The organism is Micromonospora sp. WMMD1082 (assembly GCF_029626175.1).
Classification (GTDB): Bacteria; Actinomycetota; Actinomycetes; order Mycobacteriales; family Micromonosporaceae; genus Micromonospora.
In genome coordinates this window covers 845674-866054 of the sequence record NZ_JARUBM010000002.1, presented here as the reverse complement: position 1 = coordinate 866054, position 20381 = coordinate 845674, and the positions used below count along the sequence as shown (strand labels likewise).

General features: G+C 68.4%; 20 protein-coding genes. 4 read left to right on the top strand and 16 right to left on the bottom strand.

Going from position 1 to position 20381, the window contains the following annotated elements; genetic code table 11:
- Window positions 1-3: 3 nt before the first annotated feature.
- The 8 genes from O7615_RS04235 to O7615_RS04200 all read right to left on the bottom strand — a co-directional run bounded on the left by O7615_RS04235 (window position 4) and on the right by O7615_RS04200 (window position 8449).
- A complete protein-coding gene (locus O7615_RS04235; RefSeq protein ID WP_278175929.1) occupies window positions 4-522 on the bottom strand; it encodes a DUF6624 domain-containing protein in 519 nt (172 codons plus the stop codon).
- A gap of 119 nt (window positions 523-641) precedes the next feature.
- A complete protein-coding gene (purF, locus tag O7615_RS04230) occupies window positions 642-2069 on the bottom strand; it encodes an amidophosphoribosyltransferase (RefSeq protein WP_278175928.1) in 1428 nt (475 codons plus the stop codon).
- Between the two features lie 74 nt (window positions 2070-2143).
- Entirely contained in the window at window positions 2144-2989 is an 846-nt protein-coding gene (locus O7615_RS04225; RefSeq protein ID WP_278175926.1) for a class I SAM-dependent methyltransferase, read from the bottom strand.
- Window positions 2989-3993 carry a hypothetical protein gene (locus O7615_RS04220; protein ID WP_278175924.1) on the bottom strand — a complete coding sequence of 335 codons (1005 nt, stop codon included), beginning with the start codon at window positions 3991-3993 and terminating at the stop codon, window positions 2989-2991. Before O7615_RS04220 ends, O7615_RS04225 begins: the two co-directional genes overlap by 1 nt.
- Window positions 3990-4991 carry an aminotransferase class I/II-fold pyridoxal phosphate-dependent enzyme gene (locus O7615_RS04215; RefSeq protein ID WP_278175922.1) on the bottom strand — a complete coding sequence of 334 codons (1002 nt, stop codon included), beginning with the start codon at window positions 4989-4991 and terminating at the stop codon, window positions 3990-3992. The genes O7615_RS04220 and O7615_RS04215 overlap by 4 nt, the downstream gene beginning before the upstream one ends.
- Window positions 4984-6084, bottom strand: coding sequence for a radical SAM protein (locus tag O7615_RS04210; RefSeq protein WP_278175921.1), 1101 nt, complete (start codon window positions 6082-6084; stop codon window positions 4984-4986). The genes O7615_RS04215 and O7615_RS04210 overlap by 8 nt, the downstream gene beginning before the upstream one ends.
- Complete coding sequence (locus tag O7615_RS04205) at window positions 6084-7487, bottom strand: radical SAM protein (protein WP_278175919.1); 1404 nt, start codon at window positions 7485-7487, stop codon at window positions 6084-6086. Before O7615_RS04205 ends, O7615_RS04210 begins: the two co-directional genes overlap by 1 nt.
- Window positions 7484-8449, bottom strand: coding sequence for an NAD(P)-dependent oxidoreductase (locus O7615_RS04200; RefSeq protein WP_278175918.1), 966 nt, complete (start codon window positions 8447-8449; stop codon window positions 7484-7486). Before O7615_RS04200 ends, O7615_RS04205 begins: the two co-directional genes overlap by 4 nt.
- 442 nt (window positions 8450-8891) lie before the next feature.
- Here O7615_RS04200 and O7615_RS04195 point away from each other — a divergent pair, with 442 nt between their 5' ends.
- The 3 genes from O7615_RS04195 (at window position 8892) to O7615_RS04185 (ending at window position 11504) form a co-directional block, all read left to right on the top strand.
- Window positions 8892-9497 (top strand): CYTH domain-containing protein, encoded by a 606-nt coding sequence (locus O7615_RS04195; protein WP_278175917.1) that lies wholly within the window; start codon window positions 8892-8894, stop codon window positions 9495-9497.
- Window positions 9498-9634: 137 nt separating this feature from the next.
- Window positions 9635-10516 (top strand): radical SAM protein, encoded by an 882-nt coding sequence (locus tag O7615_RS04190; protein WP_278175916.1) that lies wholly within the window; start codon window positions 9635-9637, stop codon window positions 10514-10516.
- 79 nt (window positions 10517-10595) lie between these two features.
- Window positions 10596-11504 carry a hypothetical protein gene (locus O7615_RS04185; protein ID WP_278175914.1) on the top strand — a complete coding sequence of 303 codons (909 nt, stop codon included), beginning with the start codon at window positions 10596-10598 and terminating at the stop codon, window positions 11502-11504.
- Window positions 11505-11546: 42 nt separating this feature from the next.
- Here O7615_RS04185 and O7615_RS04180 read toward each other — a convergent pair whose 3' ends face one another.
- From O7615_RS04180 to O7615_RS04145, 8 genes are all read right to left on the bottom strand, one after another.
- Window positions 11547-12302: an AAA family ATPase gene (locus tag O7615_RS04180; RefSeq protein WP_278175912.1), complete on the bottom strand. Its 756-nt coding sequence runs from the start codon at window positions 12300-12302 to the stop codon at window positions 11547-11549.
- Between the two features lie 525 nt (window positions 12303-12827).
- Window positions 12828-12956, bottom strand: coding sequence for a hypothetical protein (locus tag O7615_RS04175; protein WP_278175911.1), 129 nt, complete (start codon window positions 12954-12956; stop codon window positions 12828-12830).
- A gap of 88 nt (window positions 12957-13044) precedes the next feature.
- Window positions 13045-14154 (bottom strand): hypothetical protein, encoded by a 1110-nt coding sequence (locus O7615_RS04170; protein ID WP_278175910.1) that lies wholly within the window; start codon window positions 14152-14154, stop codon window positions 13045-13047.
- A gap of 311 nt (window positions 14155-14465) precedes the next feature.
- Complete coding sequence (locus O7615_RS04165) at window positions 14466-15269, bottom strand: endonuclease/exonuclease/phosphatase family protein (RefSeq protein ID WP_278175909.1); 804 nt, start codon at window positions 15267-15269, stop codon at window positions 14466-14468.
- A gap of 12 nt (window positions 15270-15281) precedes the next feature.
- Window positions 15282-15890 (bottom strand): dTMP kinase, encoded by a 609-nt coding sequence (tmk, locus tag O7615_RS04160; protein WP_278175908.1) that lies wholly within the window; start codon window positions 15888-15890, stop codon window positions 15282-15284.
- Between the two features lie 6 nt (window positions 15891-15896).
- Window positions 15897-17000, bottom strand: a complete 1104-nt coding sequence (locus tag O7615_RS04155; RefSeq protein ID WP_278175907.1) for a radical SAM protein — start codon at window positions 16998-17000, stop codon at window positions 15897-15899.
- 110 nt (window positions 17001-17110) lie between these two features.
- Window positions 17111-17698 carry a kinase gene (locus O7615_RS04150; protein ID WP_278175906.1) on the bottom strand — a complete coding sequence of 196 codons (588 nt, stop codon included), beginning with the start codon at window positions 17696-17698 and terminating at the stop codon, window positions 17111-17113.
- Window positions 17695-18807, bottom strand: a complete 1113-nt coding sequence (locus O7615_RS04145) for an AAA family ATPase (protein ID WP_278175905.1) — start codon at window positions 18805-18807, stop codon at window positions 17695-17697. The genes O7615_RS04150 and O7615_RS04145 overlap by 4 nt, the downstream gene beginning before the upstream one ends.
- A 206-nt stretch (window positions 18808-19013) precedes the next feature.
- Here O7615_RS04145 and O7615_RS04140 point away from each other — a divergent pair, with 206 nt between their 5' ends.
- A complete protein-coding gene (locus O7615_RS04140) occupies window positions 19014-20378 on the top strand; it encodes an ATP-binding protein (protein WP_278175904.1) in 1365 nt (454 codons plus the stop codon).
- The last annotated feature ends 3 nt before the right edge of the window (window positions 20379-20381 follow it).

Below are 20381 nucleotides of genomic sequence, written 5' to 3'. Positions count from 1 at the left end.
TGCCTACCTCTGCTGGACAGCCGCGATGTAGTCGACCAATGAGCAGAGGCCGAGTGCGGCTCGCCGCTGGTCAACCGTGTCGGGGCTGGCGATCGGGTACGCCCTCAGCCGGCCCCCTGGATCGCGGCGCAGTTGAGTGCCGTAGATCTGCGGCTGGCCGGCATGTATCGCCACTCGGTCAGTCAGGTAGGCCAGGTCCACGGCGCTGGCCTCGTTCGCATCGACGGCGGCGCGCATGAGGTCGAGGAAGCGCTGCTGCTCGTCTGGGCTGCGGTCGGCGTGCTGGGCCAGCAGCCAGGCGGCGTTGGCACCGTCGTCGCCGACGAGGCTGCGGGTGGGCCAACCGTGCTCGCTGACGATCTCAGCCAGCCGGGCCGTGTTACGTTCATCGACCCGCGCCCACTCCCGGGCCGGGTCGTCGGAGATCTCCCCGCCGGGCCCTGCCCGCACACTGGCGGAATTCCGGACGCGCTGGTCCTCATCCGCAAGGGCCAGCAACTCACACCGCAGTTCGTCGTCCACCCTGGTTCATCCCAACAATCGTTGCGGTCGTCCCAACACCTGTCGCCAGACACGTGCGGAGCCGTCCCTGAGTTGGTTGGCGACCTTCTGCGGGCCGGATGACAGGAACTCGGTGCCCATTACCTGTCTTCCAGGACGTGTTTGCCGTTGTTGATATCTACCGGTATGGGGTAGTCGCCGGTCAGGCATGCGGTGCAGAAGCTGTTGGGGTCGTTGCCGATGGCGGTGAGCATGCGGTCTAGTTCGAGGTAGGCCAGGGAGTCGACGTCGAGGTATTGGCGGATCTCTTCGACGGTGCGGTTGGCGGCGATCAGCTTGCTGCGGTCGCTGGTGTCCATGCCGAAGAAGCAGGGCCAGCGGTACGGCGGGGACAGGATTCGTAGATGCAGCTCGGCGGCTTCGGCCCGGCGGAGCATTTTTAGCGTCTCGCGCAGGGTGGTGGCTCGGACGATGGAGTCCTCGACGACGACGAGCCGTTGGCCCGCGACGTTCTCTTCGACCGGGTTGAGTTTCATGCGGACGGCGTTCTCGCGTAGTTCCTGCGTGGGGGCCATGAAGGTTCGTCCGATGTACCGGTTCTTGACGAACGCGTCGCCGTAGGGGATGCCGGATTGCTGCGCGTAGCCCTGGGCGCCGGGGATACCGGACTCGGGTACGGGAACGACGAGGTCGGCGTCAACGGGCGCCTGGGTGGCCAGGTGCATGCCCATCCGCCGCCGGGCGCCGTGGACGCCCTGCCCGCCGAGCCGTCCATCGGGCCGGGCGAAGTAGACGAACTCGAAGGAGCAGAAGCTGGGTTTGACGTTGTCAGAGAAAGGTTGGGTGCTTCGGACTCCAGCTTTGTCGATGATGACCATTTCGCCGGGGCTGATCTCGCGGACGGTGTCCGCGCCGACGGTGTCGAGCGCGGGCGTCTCTGAGGCGAGGATCCAGCCGTGCGGGTGTCGGCCGAGGATCAGCGGCCGGAAGCCGTGGGGGTCGCGGACGCCGATGAGCCGGGTTTCGTCCATGATCACGAACGAGAATGCGCCGCGGAGGTGGGGCAGTACCTGGGTGAGCGCGTGTTCGAGCGGGTCGACGCCGGCCGGGGTTCCGTTGTTCAGTTCGGCGGCGAGGAGTTCGGCGACGAGATCGCTGTCGCTGGTGGCCTGGCCTGGGGGGAGGCCGTGGTCCTGGGCGAGTCGGGCGGTGTTGACGAGGTTGCCGTTGTGGGCGAGCGCGAAGTGGAGGTCGCCGGCGGATCGGTAGACGGGTTGGGCGTTGTGCCATTCGCTGGCACCAGTGGTGGAGTAGCGGGTGTGCCCGATCGCGAGGTGTCCCGGCAGGGCATGGAGACGGTGGGGGTCGAAGACCGAGGAGACTAGGCCCATCTCTTTGTGTACGAGGATCTTCGTGCCGTCGGAGACGGCCATGCCGGCGGATTCCTGGCCTCGGTGTTGTAGGGCGAACATGCCGAGGTAGGTGAGGTGGGAGACGGGCTGGCCTGGGGCGTGGACGCCGAAGACGCCGCAGGCTTCCTTGATCACATCGGTGGTGTCGGGTGCCACTGGGCCGACTATACGGGTCTGTCGAACGGGACGACGTCGCCCGCGTGCATGGTGGTGGATGGCGTTTTCGCTGCTCATGGCTGTTCCCTAGTGGCGGTGAAGGCGTAGACGGTGCGGGTTCGTGGTGGCAGTGGTGAGGTCAGGTCGAGTGCGTCGAGCGCGTCTTGGACCGTCTCGTGGGGGATGTTGGGGAAGACCTCGGCCGCGACGGCGGGTATCCGGAGGAACGAGACACGTTCGGTGGTGTCGCGGACGAGCTGTAGCGTGCCGGCGCAGCGGACGGCCATTCCGCAGCCGGTGAACAGGGCGGAGAGGCTGTCGTCGGTGAGGATCTGCCGATCTTCGGACCGGGTTGTGATGTCGTGGCCTCGGCGGCGTAGTTCGGCGACGAGGAGATCCATGAGCGGGTCGGGACGCGGGCCAGGGCTGGGCTGTTCCAGTGGCCATCGCGGCGTGGTGCCGGGCTGGAACACGGTGTCGTAGAGGCTGAAGACGATGGTGCCGTCGGGTGTGAGGAGGCGGCCGAGTTCGGCGAGCAGGGTCTGTTTGTCGTCGATGTGGAAGAAGGAGTTGCTGCACACGATCAGGTCGCGTGGCTCATCGGTGCGGTCGGTGGTGATGTCCTGGCACCGGTATTCGATCTTCGCCTCGGCGGGCGTTGCTTGCTCGGCGATATTGATCATTGCCTGGGCGGTGTCGAGGCCCACGAGGTGCGCGTCAGGCAACTGGCGACGCAGTACTCGGGTGGAGTTGCCCGGTCCGCAGCCGAAGTCGAGGACACGTGTCGGTTCCGTCGTGAGGGTGGAGATCAGCAGTGTGGTGATCTGCCGGTGGCTGGGGTGCTCGCGGGTGTGACGGTGGTAGGGCTGCGCGCTGACCTCCCAGAGGTGGGCGAGCCGGTCTGCCCGGGAGATGCTCATCAGCGCCTGCTTGCCGTCGCCGGATCGGTTGTCTCCTCGAAGGTCGGCCGGGGTTGGGCAACGACCTGGCTGGCGTAGATCCGCTCGATCAACTGCACCCGTTCCTCCAGCGGCTCGGGCAGCGGGGTGTTGTCGGTGGGTGGGCGGCCGATGCGGTCGATCGTGGCGAACGAGCGGATGAGCCGGTCGCAGACGGCGGTTTTGCGGCGCATGTGCGGTCGTTCCTCGCGGTAGTCGAGGATCTCCGCGGCGCTGGTCGGGGTGTCCCCGGCGGAGGCCGCTGTCACCGAGCGGGCGTAGGTGGCCATGGAGTACCCGCCGATGTGATGCAGGTGCGGCGACTCGTGGTAGGCGATCGGCAGGCCCAGGTAGGTGTAGCCGAGGTTCAACACCTTCGGCGGCACGTAGCTGGCGCGGGCCAGGCCGAGGTTGTCCAGGAACGCCTGGAACCGCGGGTCGCAGCTGGTCAGGTCGGTGTACTTGTCGAGGGTCACCCGGCATTCCCGCATGACCCGGTCGAGGGCGGTGCGGTGGTACAGGCCGAAGTACGAGCTGCCCAGGGCGATGCCGGCGGCGGTGCGGTGGTGGGGTCCCGCGACCTCGGTCTGGTCGTCAGTGAGGATCTGGTCGCTGTCGGTGGCCCAGATCGGTGCGCCGGAGAAGACGGCCTCGTGTCGGTTCAGGAGGGGCTCGAACTCGCGGGCGATGTCGCCGGTGACGACGATGTCGGAGTCGGCGAAGGCGAACACCTCGTCGGAGGCGTAGGTGGCGGCCAGGGTGCACAGGGCCTTGCCCAGCGGCATCACCTCGTTGGTGGTGGGAAGCTGGTGCACGGTCAGCCGACTGCTGCCCTGGGCGTGCCAGCGCAGCAGCCGTCGCTCCGCGGGGCGGCAGTGGTTGGCGATCAGCCGGTACCGCCACGGGGTGTGGCCGACCAGCAGCGGAATGAACCGCGACAGGGCGTGCACCGTGCCGGGTGTGTAGATGACGTTGACGATGATCATGACTGGTGGGGCTCCCTCACGTCGGACAGCGCCCGCGCGACGCGGGCGGGGGTGTCGGCGCTGTCGATGAACAGCTGGATGTGGCCCGCCGGTACTCCGCTGGTGGACGGGCTGCGCAGGCTGCAGCCCACGCCGGTCAGCCAGTACGCGAGCTGGTTGGCGGCCGGGCCAACGTTGATCAGGATCGAGGCGGACTCGCTGGGCACGAAGGCGATTCCGGCGTTGGTGAGAACGGCAGCGAGCCGGCGGCGGGCGTCAGCGACGAGGTATCGGTTCGCCTCGACGGTGGCGTGGTCGGCGAGGCTGGCCGCGGCGGCGGCCTGGGTGAGTGTGCCGACGTCGTAGCGCAGCACGATCGGCCCGAGCGTCTCCAGCAGTGCCGGGGCGCCGATCATGTAGCCGACCCGCAGCCCGAACAGCCGGTGGGCCTTGGAGAAACTGCGGCAGACCACGATCGGAGCTCCACACTCGACGAGCTCGCCGAACCACCGGTCGATCACGTCGTTCTGGAACTCGCCGTAGACGTTGTCGAGCACGACGACGGCGCTGTCGGGCACCGTCTCCGCGAGGGCGATCACCTCGGGCAACGACGCGGTGGTGCCGGTGATGTTGTGTGGGCTGTCCAGCAGCACGATCCGGGTCCGGTCGCAGACCGCGCCGGTCAGCGCCGGAAGGTCATGGCGGTAGGCGCGCAGCGGCACCGCCCGGCCCGTCAGCCCGTAGTCGCGGGTGAGACTGGCGTACAGGTGAAACGACGGATCGGAATACACGGTCTCGCCGCCGCCGGAGGCGGCGGTCCGGGCGACCAGGTGGTGCAGCAGGCTCGCGGTGCCCGGGCCGACGACGAACGCTTCGGGCGGTAGCGCGTACCGCTGCGCGAGGGCCTCGCGCAGCCTCGCGGAGTGCGGATCCGGCGCCGCGCTGAGGTCAGGCACCCGGGTGATGGCCGCGAGCGCGGCGGGCGACGGACCGAAGGGCCCAGTCCGGGGTTCAGCCATGGTCGCGCTCCGAGGCCGCTACCGGCGTCAACGGGATGGTCACCCGGTGGTGCGCGTCGGCCAGGCCACGGCGGCGCAGGAACTCGCTGAACGAGTTCTCGACCCGCCGGGTGGAGGTCAACTCCTGCAGCAACGGCCGCAGCCGAGCCTGGGCATCGTGCTCCGCGAGCCCGGCCGGCAGATGCACGCCGAGGTCCTCGGCACTGCTCGGGCACGGGGTGACCCATCCCTCGACGGAGTGCTTCAGCCCGTAGAAGCCTTCCTGGCAGTACACCGGGCAGCGGGCGCACCGCTGGGCACGGTAGGTGCTCTCGTAGCTGCTCTTGAGCCGGATCTGGACGCCGTCGTCGTGCCACCAGTTGATCTCGCAGCCGCCACGGTCCTGGCTCTCGCCGCCGCCCAACCGTTCCCGCAGCTGGCCGGCGATGCGGTCGATCGGCACGAACTCATCGAGCCACAGGGCGCGGGTCTCGTCGGTGTAGTACAGGTCAAGAACACTGACGTACAACGTTCCCGCGCCGGCCTGGCGGCGCAGTGTCCGGGCGAGCCGCACGATCCGCGGGATCTGGTCCAGGTTGCGGCGCATCGCGACGACGTTGATCCCGACGGCGAGGCCGGCCGCCAACGCCATGCGGACCGCGGCGACGGCGACATCGTGATCCGCGGGTCGGCCGCGCATGATCTGGTGCGACAGCGTCGGGTCGACAGCGTCCAGCGACACCTTGATCACGTCCAGGTGCGGGGCGAGTCGGTCGATCTGCCCGGCGAGATGCCTGCCGTTGGTGGTCAACTCGACCCGATAGAACCGCGACCGGGCGTGGGCGACCAGAACGGGCAGATCCGGGTTCAGGGTGGGCTCGCCGCCGGTGAACGAGATCCCACGGAGGACCCCAGAGTCGGCGATGTGGTCGAGGTTGCGGCAGTACTGCGCGGTCGTGAGGCGGTGCCCGGGTCCCCGCAACCGGGCCGGAGTGTGGTTCTCCATCCCGCTGCTTTTCGGGCAGTAGACGCAGCTCAGGTTGCACTGGTGGGCGACCGAGGCGCGCAGGAAGCGGATCTCCTCGGCCGGTCTCGGATCAGTCGAAGGCGTCATCACGCGTCCACGTAGGGAGAGAGTTCGGCGTTGGCCTGTCGGATCACATCGGTGTACGCGGCGTCGTGCAGCTCGGCGTACTGCGCCTGGTAGTAGTCGATCCGCGCCCACTCCCGCAGCGTCTGCGGATAGGTGATGCCACCCTGGCGCCGTAGGAGGGTGAAGATCGGTGTCCCGGGCCACGGCTCCAAAAAATGGATCTTGCACTGGTGCTCGGGCCACACCTCACGGATGGCGAAGGCGGCGTCGATCGTCTGCCGGTAGTGCGACGGGTCCGCGCCGGGCCAGCCGACGATGAACGTGAACATCCCCCGCACCTCGGCGTCGGCGAGTCGCCGTGCCATCAGCGGGATGCCGGCCGGGTCGTACCGCTTGCCGGCCAGCTTGACGAGGTCCGGAACGGGAGTCTCCAGACCGATCAGGACCCGGCAGAGACCGGCGTCGGCCAGCCGGCGCAGCCGGGCGTCAGGCATGACCTGTAGGTCCGCCGGGTGCAGGCTTGCCGCCCACGGCAACCCGACCAGGTCAGCGAAGCGGTCGGCGAAGGCGTCGGAGCGTGTCTGGTCGTGGAAGAAGTTCGGGTCGTGCAGCTTCAACCCGGTGGCGTCGGCCCGGCCGAGCATGTCGCCGATCGTGGCCACCGACCGGTCTATTTCCCGCTGGTACCAGGAGTGGCCGGAGGTCTGCGGCTCGCTGCAGAAGGTGCACCGCCGCAGGCAGCCCTCCGAGGTCACGTAGTTGACCGTCCGGCCGGCGATCGCCACGTCCGGGTTCACATACCGGGTCCAGTCGGTGACCACGTCCAGGTCCGGCGTCGTGTCGGGGGCGACGATCAAGCCCGCTCGGGTACGGCCCGGATGAGCGCGCCGCAGCACGTCAGGACCGGCAAGGACGGGTGCGTCAGCTTCGGTCAGGATGATCGGATCGGACCCGGCCGAGGGCGGTGCCGTGCCGGTCAGACGGCGCAGGTACAGCAGCAAGCCGGCGTACCCGAACCCGGGAATGACCGCGTGAGCGGGAGACTGGGCGAGCGTCTCGGCCGGGAACAGCGTGACGTGCGGACCACCCCACACCACGTGGGCGCCGCGAGCGCGTGCCATCTCAGACGCCTCCAGCGCATCGGTGATCGCCGCCCCGGTCATCACGCTCGCCGCCAGCACGTCACCCTCACCCAGCGCGGCCACCGACATTCGCCACTGCTCGTCGACGCGGGCATCGATGAGACGGGGCTCCAGCCCGACGGCGCGCACCGCGGGGGCGAGGAAGCACGCGAACCACGGCGTCCAGGTCTGCTCCCGGCCCGCTGCGTTGCTGTAGTGCGCCTGCGCCTGGGTACGCGGCTGGAAGAACCACACCCGCCGCAGCGCCCCACGCTCCCGCGCGGACCACATGCCGCCGCTCATCGCAGAACCATTTCGGGTGGGATCTGGTCGAGCGGGGTGAACTCGGTCCGCAGGTAGTGGCTGAGCGCGTCCTGCCACGGGCGCATGTCGTTGAGCCCCAGTTTCGCCAGGGCGGCGTTGCGCAGCACCTCTGACCGCGGCCGGGTCACCGGGTACCGATCGGCGAAGTGATCAGAGTCGACCTTCACCAGCCGCACCCGGTCGCTGAGACCGACTTCGTGCAGGATTTGCGCCGCGACGTCGGCTCGGCTCGGCCCGCCGCCACCGACCATGTGGTACCGCCCGTGCCGGTCGGTGTCCACCAGCCGCAGCAGGCAACGCGCGAAATCCGCCGCGTACGTGGGCGAGCCGAACCGGTCGCCGACGGCGTAGACGGTGTCGGCGCCGTCGCGCAGTTGTCCCAGGACGGCGCCGACGAACTTGTGGTCGAGCCGGCCACCGCCCATCATCCAGCCCGCACGCACCACGAAAGCCCGCTCACAGAGCTCGGTGACCAGCTTCTCGCCGCGCAGCTTCGACCGCCCGTACTCATTGACCGGACTCGGCGCATCGGACTCGACATATGGCCGGTCAGCGCCGCCATCGAAGACTCCCGCCGTGCTGACGTACACCAACGTCGCGCCCACGGCCGCGGCGGCACGCGCCACATGCTCGGTGCCGGCGGCGTTGGTCAACCAACTGTGCATCGGGTCGGCCTCGCACGCCTCCAGGTCCGTCTCGGCGGCGAGGTGAATGACCAGGTCGGGCCTGACAACCGACACCACGTGATGAACGGCGTCGCGGTCGCGGACGTCGAGGTGGAGCCATCCCGTCTTGATGTCGGTGCGGAACACCTGGGCGCTGGTCCTGTCCAGAGCGGCCAGGACCGCCGACCCCAGCATGCCCGCGGCACCGGTCACCAGCACCCGCCGATGGCCGCCACGACCGTCGCCGGCCGCGTTGCGTCCCGGCTGGAGAGTCATCGATACCTCCGTGGGGTTGTACGTGAGCAGTCCGGTTGCGTGCTGCGATGCTCACGTAACGCGGTGCGCACCCCTGTCGACCACGTCCGACAAGGACTTTCGACACGTGGACATCGGGCCCCCGGCGACGACCAGAAGCTCCCTCGTCGCCAACCGGCACCTGCCGGCCACGGTCATCGTCAGGACCGGCGTGCGAAAGCCGGATACGACAGGACGCCGCCCAGGGCCGGCGCGAATGAGCCGTCACGGCGGGGATTCGCAGTGGGGGGCCGTGTCGAGAGTGCGCGCCGACGGTGTTCGACACGAGTACCTTCCGGTTGGCTATCGCCTGCCCACAGCGGCCAACGCCCGTCAAGTACCCTCGCTTGATGCGGGCCTGTCTGGTTTGGTGCCGGCGCGGCGCGGCGCAGGCGGATGGGATCGGGCCGTAAGCTGCGACGCCGTGACGGGCATCGAGGTACCCCAGACGCAGATGACGGCCATGGCCGCCTGCGAGGTGGAGGTCAAGTACCAGGTCGCGGACCTCGGCGCGCTGGAGGCCGCGCTCGCAGCGCGGGACATCGTCCTGTCGGCCCCGATCACACAGGATGACCAGGCGTACGCGCGGATCGGCTGGGAGTACGGACAGCCCAAGATCGGAGTGCCGTTCGCCCGTCTGCGAACCGAGCGGGGCCGGCACCTGCTGACCGTCAAGACACCGGTGGCCAACGAACTCTCGTGTGTCGAACACGAGACCGAGGTAGCCGACCGGACACAGATGCACGCCGCAGTCCAACAGATGGGCTTCTACCCCACGGTCCGGATCCGCAAGACCCGCCGCACAGCGGCATACGGACAGATGTCGCTGTGCGTGGACGAGGTCGACGGAATCGGCACGTTCCTGGAGATCGAGCGCTTGGTAAATGTCGGCGAGCACGGTGAGCGGGTCCAAGCGGAGATGCACCGGTTTGCCACCACGCTGGGCGTGACGTTGGCGCGGACCAGCGACACCTACGACTCGCTGCTCCGGGCGGCGCAGACCGCTGCTAGAGCGAACACTGTCTCGTAAGGTCACCACGGTGTCGGCGTGGTTGCTCAGATGCAGATCTTGAGTGGAAGGGCCCCTCGCTTAGATCGAAGGGTTTCTGTCGGTGGTTGTTGTGATACTCCGGGTTCATGTTCCCTTGGGAGAGGGCGGAGCCTGGGATGGCGGATCTGTCGTTCGTGTGGTTGGAGATCACCGGCCGGTGTCAGTTGGAGTGTCGGCATTGCTACGCCGACAGCGGTCCGGGCGGTGGGCACGGTTCGATGGCGGCTGCGGACTGGCGGCGGGTGATCGACCAGTCGGTGGAGCTGGGTGTGGAGATGGTGCAGTTCATCGGTGGGGAGCCGACGTTGCACCCGGACCTTCCGGATCTGCTCGGGTATGCCCTTGCTGCCGGCGTGGAGGTGGAGGTGTTCTCCAACCTGGTGCATGTCACGCCGGCGTTGTGGGAGCTGTTCGCCCAGCCCGGGGTGCGTTTGGCCTGCTCGTACTACTCGGATCGGGCCGGGCAGCATGCCGCGATCACGGGTCGGGCCGGTTCGTATGCTCGTACTCGGGCGAATATCGGTGAGGCGGTGCGCCGGTCGATTCCGCTGCGGGTGGGTGTCATCGACATGGGCGAAGGTCAGCGTGTGGCCGGCGCGGTGGCCGAGTTGCGGGACCTGGGTGTCGCCGAGGTGGGTGTGGACCGGCTTCGGCAGGTCGGCCGTGGGGTGCGCGGCGGCGCCGAGGGTGTGGAGCAGTTGTGCGGCAACTGCGCCTCGGGGGTGCTGGCGGTCGGCGCGGACGGCGCGGTGTGGCCGTGTGTGTTCTCCCGCTGGTTGCCGGTTGGCAACGTCCGCGAAGCGGATCTCGCCTTGATTCTGGCTGGTCGGCGTACCGGGCAGGTACGGGCCGAGATGGAGGCGGCCTTCAACAAGCAGCCGAAGCCGTGCGGGCCGCAGTGTGCGCCAGCGCGGTGTCAGCCGACCTGTTCACCGTCGTGCAGTCCGTCGTGTAGTCCGTGTGCGCCGTCGAAGCGGTGCTGGCCGTACTACCGCTGAGCCGGCGTCTGGGCGAGATGGTCCCCGAGTGGGCGTGGTGGGCTCGCGGTGGCCGGGGTGGCGGGGTGATGCTGGACGGGTGAAGCACACAAGGTGGTTGCCGAGCGAGGACCATTGGCGCGACGACGACGCGGACGACCACCGGCGGCGGCTGGCGGGGGTGCTGCGCAGGGCTGCCATCGAGTTGCGGGTCGAGCTGGTGGGTGAGCCCCGGTACGGGTGGCGTGACCGGTCGGTCGGCGTGCGGGTCGACGACGACGGCCGCGACGGGTGGCTGCGGCTGGTCGGTGAACCCGCAGACGGGGATGTCGGGGTGTTCTGGGACGGCAACGTCACCGCCTCGCAGCAGTTGAACGGGTTGCGGCTGCCCCGGGTGTGGCGGAGTTGGGAGTACGCGGAGCGCGACCTGCGGTTCCGCGCCGACCTGATGAGCTACGTCGATGAGCCGGCGTGCAGCCCGACGGCGGCGCTGACCGTTGTGCCGGCGCTGACCGAGACGTGGTGGGCGCGACTTGCCGGCACCCTGGCCTTCCTGCCCCGGGTCGATACCGATCGGGTCGCGGTGGATGCCGAGCGGTTTGCGTCCCGGATCGGGATCTGGGACGCGGCGCTGCCCGTCGACGTGCAGCGGTGGGTGCCCGCGCACGCGGACCTGCACTGGGCGCAGCTGACCACTCCGGGCTGCTGGGTGCTGGACTGGGAGGGCTGGGGGCTGGCCCCGGCCGGGTTTGACGCGGCCAGCTTGTACCTGCACAGCCTGGCGGCACCACCGGTCGCGCAGTTGGTGCGAGCCCGGTACGCCACCGAACTGGACAGCCACGACGGCATGCTCAGCCAGCTCTACATCGCCGGCCGGATGCTCGACCGCGGTGACCTCGACGATCACCCGGCGGAGACCGCGGTGTTCGCGCACGCCGGCACGGTGTTGCGAGCGCTGGGCGCGGACCCCGGCTCCTACCAGCATCTGCTCCGCCTGGCCACGCGGTGATCATCACCTGGTGGCAGGGGATGGCGCCGGGTGCGCGTCTGGTCAGCGCTCGGCGAGCAGGTGGTGCAGGAAGCGGCCCGGGTCGGCCAGGAACGCCCGGGTCAGGGCGACCGGCTCGGCCTGGTCGTAGTCGACCGGGGCGATGGTGCCGGCGGCGTCGATGTGCAGGATCGTCGCGCCGGGGCTGGCCAGCAGGATCGGCGAGTGGGTGGCGATGAGGAACTGGCTGCCTTGGTCGACCAGTTCGGCGATGCGCAGCAGCAGGGCCAGGCAGCCGTGCACGGACAGGGCCGCTTCCGGCTCGTCGAGCAGGTACAGCCCTTGGGGGCCGAAGCGGTGGTTGACCAGGTCGAGGAACGACTCGCCGTGCGAGCGGTGGTGTGGGGAGATCCCGCCGTAGGCGCCGAGCAGGGGTGGGGAGTGCGGGTCGGCGTCGAGGCGTTCGATCTCGGTGGCCACGTTGTAGTACGACTCGGCGCGCAGGAAGAACCCGGTGCGGGGCTTGCGGCCGGGGGTGCGTTGCAGCACCAGGTGCTCGCCGAGCGGGGATTTGGTGGCGCGGGTGGTGAACCGGAAGGAGGTGCTGCCGCCTTCGGGGTTGAACCCGGCCGCGACCGCGATCGCCTCGACCAGGGTGGACTTGCCGGTGCCGTTGTCACCGGCGAGCAGGGTCACCGGTGTGGTGAACTCGACGCCGTGCTCGGCCAGCCCGGCCACGGCGGGAATGGTGTAGGGCCACCGGGCGCGGTCGGTGGGGGTCAGCGTGTCAGGCGGCAGATAGGCACGGCGAACGAACACCTGCGATCACCTCCGGTCGGGGGTGATGTCGAGTAGTTCGGTGACCTCGGCGACGACGGCCCCGCCGGGCCTGACGTAGCGCATGGCGGTGCGGGAGTTGCGCCACCGACCCTTGGCCATGATCAGTTGCAGGCCGGCGTTGGCCTCGCCGAGGTGGTGGCGCCGGAGTGCCGTAGCTGGTGCAGGTCCCAGCCGGGCAGGCCCGGACCGGATGAGGTGTAGGTAATCCAGGAGGACCCGGGCGCGGTCGTAGCCCAACCTGGCCCGGCCGGTGACCGGGTACAGGTCCCGCGCCGCGGCGGGTGTTCGGGTTGCGGCACCGGGCCGAGTCGAGGAACCGGTCGATGACGAACGGGATCGTCACGCCGTCCTTCACGACCCGGACCCCAGCCGGACCGGCCCGGCGATGTACCGGATAACGTGCGCGAGTCGCGCACCGGGGCCGAGGTGCCGACAGCAGGCCAAGAGGATCACGTCACCACCCATGTAGTAGATAATATTTTGTTATCCGGGTACAGGGACGGATCAGTGGCCGTTCTCCTTCCTCCACCGTTCGGCGGCCTCGTCGCACATGTAGGCGGCCTGGACCACCGGCGTCCAGGTGGCGAGCAGGTTCATCCGATCGATCAGGCCGGCGACCCCGACGGTCTCCACCGACCCGAACGGATGCAGCGCGACGTCGACGAAGTACTTGGGCGACCCGGGCGCGGCCCGCTGGCCGGGTCGGGAAGCTTGCTATTAATTAGTCACTCGACGCAGCATCGGCGTCGCCCTCAATGCTCTCGTCGCCCGGCTTGCGATTAGCAATTTCTTCGCGAAACCATTTCATTCGCTGCTTTTTCATGTAAAGAGCAAATAGCTCCTCTCTGTCGCCTTTCAGTCTAGCTGCGATCTCCTCGGGTGAATCCGGATAGTTCCGCAAGAATTCCAAGTGAACGTCAAAATAGCTGTTCGGCTTGAAAATCGCATAAACACCCTCCGGCGTGACGTGGCTCAACGGTATTCCCGTAGTGCGGATCTTCACTCCACACTCGGGTTCATCGAAATCGGCTGGGAAGAAAGAAAGGTGGGCTTCGCAGAATTCTCTTTCTTCTTCTCCTTTTCTGATTATCTGAACCCAGTCGTCCACCTGCTTTCTCGCGATGACCTGGAAGAGTGCAGATTGGCCTGAGTAGAGGATCTTCTCGCCGTGGATGGTTGTAGCCGGTTCTTTGACTTCCTCTCCCGTGAAGGGGTGGGTGCCGGCGTAGAACTGCACGCTTGGCGAAATCACGCGAGCCGGCTCGTTCCCAAAATTGAACAGCAGCCCATGTGAAACGAAGAAGGCGTCCCAAGCCCAGTGCGGGGTTGAGCCTGTCGAGCCCTCGGTCGACCAGTGATCGAGCTTCACTGGTTCAGTTATCGGCATGGAGGATAGGGGGGTTGGCAATGCGTAGCTGTTCTCCGCCAATCCAGCATAATCATTCTTCTTAAAAATCACTGCCGAGATGCGAGGCAATGAGGCGTCGATCCTCGCTTTTGCGCCCTCCAGCGCTGAGATTTCCGATGTTTGAATGGCCGTGGACACCTCTGAACTCGCCGAATACGCCTGCTCTGAGGCTGCGACGGCTTGGCGTTCCGCAGCTTCAGCCTGACTCGCGGCATGGCGTGCTTGAACTTCAGCAGCTCTGGCGCTTCTTTCGCTAGCCTTCATGCTTCGGCGAGATATTAAGGCTGCCCATACGGAGATAAGCACGGCAAGGCTAGCGAGGGTAATCGGCAGAGTTTCCTCATCAAAGAGGTTCCGTAGCATTCGCAGGGCATTTTGCATTTCGCCGGGAATGGTAATGGCCAGTATGGCTCCCAACTGCATCTTCCAACTCTAGGGGAAATGTCAGGTTGACGTCCAGAGCCGAGTAGAGAGTAAGGGCGAGCCGTATCCTGATCTTGTGCCCCGACGTACTCTCATCGTCAAGCAGATCCGCACGACGAGGAACGGCTGACTCAGCAACACCCGTCACGCAACGTTACCGACTTGGATCGCTGCCAGGTCAGGGGGCCAGTCGCCGGACGCAGACTGAACTCGGCGCGGGCCGGTCCGGTAAAGGGTGACCTTCCCGAGGTCCCGGATGCGCGGGGAGAGCTGTTTGCCCACCAGGTCGAACAGGGCGAGCGCTGACGTAGTTAGAACAGGGTCGCGGGTTCGGCGACCGGCGGGGTGTCGCGGATGGTGAGGGTGTCGACGGGCAGGTTCAAGGTGAGGGTGACGGCGGCGTGGTCGGTGAGGCGTTGATCGCGGGGTTCCTGGAGGTAGCTGCCGCTGTGGAGCCGGTCGCGTAGGGCGGTGCCGACGTGGAGGTAGTCGAAGCGGTAGCCGTTGCCGGCGCGGCCGTACCAACTGTGGTGGGGGATGCCGGGTGTGAGGTGGTGGTGGGCGTCGGTGAGGCCGACGGCGGTGAGGGCATCGAAGAGGGCGTACTCGAAGGGTAGCCACACTCCGGGGTAGGGCGGTTGGTGGTCGCGGGTGATGACGTTGTAGTCCCCGCCGAGTACGAGGTGTGCCCGTTCGTCGGCTGGTAGGTGGTTGAGGGTGTCGGTGAGGGAGGCGAGGAAGGCCCGTTTGCGTTCGACCTTGGCCGGGGCGCGGTCGCTGGAGGGTACGTAGATGCCGAGGACGGTGACGGCCGGGTTGGTGTGGATGGTGGCGGCGACGGCGCGGCCGGGGATGCTCAGCCGCGCGGCGATGTCCGGACGGATAGTGACGGGCATGCGGCTGATCAGGGCGGCGCCGCGGTCTTTGTCGAGGGTGGGGTGGTGGACGTGGCAGCCGGCGCGGCGGAAGTGGTCGAGCAGGTAGGCAGTGCCGTCCCCGTTACTGGTTTCGGTGAGCAGGAGGACGTGTTCGGGGCGGTCGGCGAGCCACCGGAGGAGCGGTTCGGCGCGGCGGCGGGAGGTGGCCTGAATGTTCACAGTCAGGATCGACAACACGCCGGGAGCCTTTCAGGCCGCGGGGTGCGGGGCGAGCATCGGGTCGAGCGTGTCGAGGATGGCAGAGACGACCTGGTCGGGGTCGCGTCCCCGGCAGTCGATCTTCGCTTGGCGCCATGCTTGGCGGTCGAGGAAGTCGAATGCCTGGTCGTAGAGGTGGAGTTCGCCTGCGGGTGTGCCGGTGGCTTCCAGCCGGCTCAGTCGGCGGCGGTTACCGAGGCGGGTGGCGATGACGTGCGGGTCGTCGGTCAGGTAGAGCGACAGGGTGGGTTGCAGGACGTAGCGGTTGTAGCTCCAGATTTCGCGGAGGTCGACGGCGTCGACCCGCTGGAGCACGAGTGAGGACTGCACGTAGCGGTCGCTGATCACAATGGTGCCGGCGTCGAGTGCGGGGATGATCTCGTCCTCGACGTGCATGGTGCGGTCCGCGGCGATCGCGAGGGCGAGGGCCCGCCCGTGGATGACGGCTTCGGCCTCGCGGAGTAGCTCGCCCAGCCGGGTCCGGGTGGGCTCGCTGGTCAGATGCACGGGTCGCCCGGCGCGGTGGCGCATTCGCTCGGCCAGCAGGCCCGCCACGGTGGTCTTTCCGACGCCGTTGGGTCCCTCGATGACGATGAACACGACAGGTCAGGCCGTGACGGGGTGGATCGGCAGTAGTGGGCGCCGCACGTTCTCGGGTGGGCACTGTTCGGCGTCCGGTGCGCCGACGCGCTGGCCGGCGGCGACCACCGCGGCCGGGCAGCCCTTCCCGCAGGCGCTGCTCACCGCGCACGTCCGGCAGGTCGGGTTCGCCCCGACCTCGTAGCGGTCGTGGAAGCGGTAGGCGTCGAGGGCGTCGGCGATCTCGCCGTCGAGGATGTTGCCGACCAGGAACTCGTGGTCGGCGTGCCGGGACTGTGGTGTCCGCGCGGCGAAGACCAGGTAGGGGCAGACGGCGGTGTCGCCGGTGGCGAACACGTAGATCAGGGTGCCGGCGTCGCAGCCGGACAACGGCCGGGTGTCATTAGGGAACCGGATCGGCACCAGCTCGACCCGGTCCGCCAGGGGCGCGGTGGCGGCGGTGATCGCCCGCATCGTCTGCTCCGGTGCGGCGAGCCGCCCGTGGGACTTCACGCCCCGACCGAAGCTCGACAGCGGGTTCATCAACACGTACGCCGCACCCAGGTCGGCGGCGAACGAGCACAGCTCGGCGAACTCCTGCGGGCGGGTGAGCGCGTTGGGTGTCGACAGGATCCCGTGCAGCAGCCCGGCGTCGGCGAACTGGCGTGTCGTGTCCACGGTTACCGCGAAGGAGTCGCGGTTGCCCCGGAACCGGCCGTGCGAGGAGGGACGGAACCCGTCGAAGCTCACGTTGACCCGGACGGTGCCCAGCTCGGCGAGGGCGGCGATCTGCGCCTTGCTGGTCTGGGTGGCGTTCGTGCAGATCTTCACTGGCAGGTCCATCCGCGCCGCCGCAGCGCAGATCTCCACCAGGTGCGGATGCACGAACGGCTCTCCACCGGTGAGCGTCAACCGGGTCACCCGGGCGCGTCGCAGCCGGGGCAGGACCAGCTCGACCATGTCGTCGAGGGTGATGTCCACCCCCTGGTGGGTGGAGGAAACGAAGCAGTGGACACAGTGCAGATTGCATCGCTCCGTGATCTGCACCAACGCCTTACGCTCACCGTCCTGCACGGAGGTGCGGAAATAGCAGGAGCTGGCGTGAGTCTCGACGACCAGGCGCTTGCTCATGGTTCCTCCCACGGCCCGCCCGCAAGACCGCGGGATCTCTTGCTCAGCCAACGCCTGTCCCGCTGTGTCGAACACCGTCGACAACAGGATTCGACACAAATCGGGGGTGGTCAGCGACCGGCGCCCGGCGCGCTGGTTCGGGCGAGGGCAGCGGTCAGGGCCGCGTCGATGAGGCTGGCGGACTCCGCCGGCTCGTGCTGGTCGGTCTGGATACGCAGATCGAAGTCGTCGGGTTCGCTCGCCTGTAGGTCGCTAAGGGTTTCGTCCCAGGCGGTCAGCCGGGCGTCGACGTCGGGGCTGCCGCGGTGGCGGGCGCGTCGCGCGGTGACGTCCCGTGGGCACCACAGCAGCACACGCAGCCAGGTCGCGGGGTACGCCCGCAGCGCGCGTACCCCGGCGACCTGACCCATGTGCACGACGGGAACGTCGCCGGTGGCGAAGGCGGCGGCGAGGCCGGGCCGGTCAACGACGTACCGGTTGTTGTACCGGGCATTCTCGTAGATGACCAGGCCGCGGGCGCGCATCTCGGCCAGCTCGGTCTCGGTCGCGAGCCGGTACCCAGGACGATCGCCGTACTCAGTCGCGATCTTGAGCTTTTCGAACAGCACGTACCGGTGATCGAGGCCGGCCAGGGCCTCGCTGATGGTGTCCTTACCGGAGGCGGGCGGACCGTAGAGGATTATCGCCGGAGGGTTCACGCCGGTGAGATTATCCGGCCGACCACTGCCGCCTGTTCCTCGATCGGCCGCACGGCACCTGCCCCGTTATCGATGACGAGGTGGTTCCACGCCGGCCGCAGGGCCAGGTCGATCGCGCCGCTGTAGGCGTTCCAGTGGTTCAGCTTCCAGCTGTCGCGCGCCGCGTCGCGGCTGGCCAGACGCCGGTACATCGACTCGATGTCCGCGTCAACCCAGATGGTGGCGACCCTGATCTGCGATGCGGTGAACCGGCTTCTCATCCTGTCCAGCCATCGTGGGTCCGGTGCCTCCCGCAGCAACGGGGCGGTGACGATCGTGGAGGTGCCGTGCCTCAGCTGGTCGAAAGCGGCGTTGAGGAGGCACCGGTACTCGATCGGCCGGACAGCTGCCAGATAGGCGTCGCTGTGCCGGTCGTTCGGATCCCCGCCGAGCGCACGCAAAAGTTCCTCCGTCATCGGCCGGGTCAGCGTGTCCTTATCGAGCAAAGGCCACCCGGTCAGGGCCGCGAGCAACTCGCCCAGCTGCGTCTTCCCGCTGCCCGCGTAGCCGCCGACGACGACCAGCAGCGGAGCCTCCCGACGTCCCCGCCGCCACCGGGCGTCGTGGGCGTCCAACACCCGTTGTTCCAGCAGGCTGAGGTCGACACCTGCCGGGTTGCTGCCGCCGGCGCCGGTGACGGCGCTCTCCAGCACCTCCTGCATGACGCTGACCGGCGACGGGCCGGCCGCCTGCTCGTCGGCTTCTACGCCCGGCGCGGCCACAGCGGTTTCGTGGTGCCGCATGCCGCCGGTGCGAACGACAGCCGTTACCGGGCCCCACCGTTTTCGGCGGGCCGCCTCCGCTCTTTCCTGCTGGTACCGCCGCTCCAGCTCGCGGTACTGCCGGTAGGTGACGAGCAACTCCCCGTCCGCCCGCAAGAGGGAGTCGCAGCGGCTCCAGAACGTCTCGTCCACCACCTGAGCACCGGCTTCGACACCGGCGATGGTGCTACGGGACATCGGAATCTCGTCGGCGAGGTCGTGCTGTCGAAGTCCCCGCCGAGTGCGCCACGTGGCCAGCTGGCGACCCATGGCCTTCTTCGCATCCCGCATCCGCTGCGCGTCGCTCATGATCCACCTTCGCGTGGACGGTCCGATGTCGAATCTTTGCGTCGACAGTGTTCGACACAACGCGATCCGACGATAACTGAGACCCGACATTGATCGCTGCGACGGCAGAACCCACCGGTACGGCGGATGGCCCCGCATCCGGAGGATCTCGGTCGCGGCCGGTGGTGCGAGCAACTGCTTTCACTACCTACCCGGGGGAGGCAGGGTTGCGAGTCCGTCTCGGCAGTTCGGTCGACGGGCAGTCCGATGCAGGCCCGCAGGGTGGGTTGCTGTGGTCATCCGTGGCGCCGGCCGTGGTGGTGGCGGTGATCGGTCTGGGCGTCGCGTTCTGGGCGGTGGTGCTGCCGGCAGGGCCTGTTCCAGTCGTGGCTTGGCTGGTGCTCATGGTCGCGGTCGGTGCCTGCGTCGTGGTCGTCGCGAGCGCTGCGGTGCGCGCTGGTGGGCTGGCCCGGTCCCTTGCCCGCAACGTGGTGGCTGTCCCGCCTGTTGCGGGTCTGCCGCTGGTGGTGGGGCAGCAGGAGGTGTATGTCGGCCTTGCCCGCCGGTTGCAGGGTCTGGTGCATCGGGAGATCCAGCTGCTGGACGTGCTGGAAGGGCAGGTCGAGGATCCTGATCTGCTCAAGGGCCTGTTCCAGGTGGACCATCTGGCGACCCGTATCCGCCGCTATGCCGAGAACCTCGCGGTGGTGGGCGGGGCCGTACCACGGCGGCAGTGGAGCAGGCCGCTGCCGCTGATGGAGGTACTGCGTTCGGCGATCGCCGAGGTGGAGCACTACGCGCGAGTGCGGGTGGTGCCTCCGGTGGAGGGCACCGTACGCGGGCACGCCGGCGCTGACGTGGTGCATCTGCTGGCCGAGTTGATCGAGAACGCGACCGCGTTCGCGCCTCCGCACACGGAGGTGACGGTGCGCGCACGACGGGTGGCGGCCGGGGTGGCCGTCGAGGTCGACGACCGGGGCCTGGGGATGCCTCATGCGGAGCAGGATCGGGTGAACGCGTTGCTGGCGGACCCGGACCGGGTGGAGGTCGCGGATCTGCTGCGTGACGGCCGTATCGGGATCTGGGTGGTCTCGGCGCTGGCCCGCCGGCATGGCATCGCCGTCAGGGTGCAAAACAACGTCTACGGCGGGGTGCAGGCAGTGGTCATCCTGCCGGTGGACCTGCTCGGGGACCGGACGGCCGACCAGCCGGCCGCCGCGGACGCAGGCCGCCCCTCGTCGCGCGGGGGACCGGCAGGTATCTCATCACCCACGGTCGGTGTCGCGGTCATCCCGGCCAGCGCACTGCACCCTTCACCGCCGACTGCCGGGCAGGTGCAGGGGGCGCCCCGAGGCGGGTTGCCGGCGAGGCACGACGCCACCACTGCCGGGCACATGCAGGAGGCGAGCGGGACACGCCCTGCGCTGCCGCGCCGCGAGCGGCAGGCGCATCTGGCGGCACCGCTGCGAGAGCACCGTCCGGCAGCGGTGAACCAGCCGTCCGGTGAGCACAGCCCGACGCTGATAGCGGACTTCCTGCGCGGCGCCGCTTCCGCCGACGCCGAGCAGCACAGCGGGCGGCCGGGTTCATGACCA

Coding starts and splice junctions, on each gene's coding strand:
- O7615_RS04215 (WP_278175922.1), bottom strand. CDS start 4,991: ATGGCTGAACCCCGGACTGGGCCCTTCGGTCCGTCGCCCGCCGCGCTC.
- O7615_RS04190 (WP_278175916.1), top strand. CDS start 9,635: ATGGCGGATCTGTCGTTCGTGTGGTTGGAGATCACCGGCCGGTGTCAG.
- O7615_RS04205 (WP_278175919.1), bottom strand. CDS start 7,487: ATGAGCGGCGGCATGTGGTCCGCGCGGGAGCGTGGGGCGCTGCGGCGG.
- O7615_RS04145 (WP_278175905.1), bottom strand. CDS start 18,807: ATGAGCGACGCGCAGCGGATGCGGGATGCGAAGAAGGCCATGGGTCGC.
- O7615_RS04170 (WP_278175910.1), bottom strand. CDS start 14,154: ATGCAGTTGGGAGCCATACTGGCCATTACCATTCCCGGCGAAATGCAA.
- O7615_RS04210 (WP_278175921.1), bottom strand. CDS start 6,084: ATGACGCCTTCGACTGATCCGAGACCGGCCGAGGAGATCCGCTTCCTG.
- O7615_RS04200 (WP_278175918.1), bottom strand. CDS start 8,449: ATGACTCTCCAGCCGGGACGCAACGCGGCCGGCGACGGTCGTGGCGGC.
- O7615_RS04155 (WP_278175907.1), bottom strand. CDS start 17,000: ATGAGCAAGCGCCTGGTCGTCGAGACTCACGCCAGCTCCTGCTATTTC.
- O7615_RS04225 (WP_278175926.1), bottom strand. CDS start 2,989: ATGAGCATCTCCCGGGCAGACCGGCTCGCCCACCTCTGGGAGGTCAGC.
- O7615_RS04220 (WP_278175924.1), bottom strand. CDS start 3,993: ATGATCATCGTCAACGTCATCTACACACCCGGCACGGTGCACGCCCTG.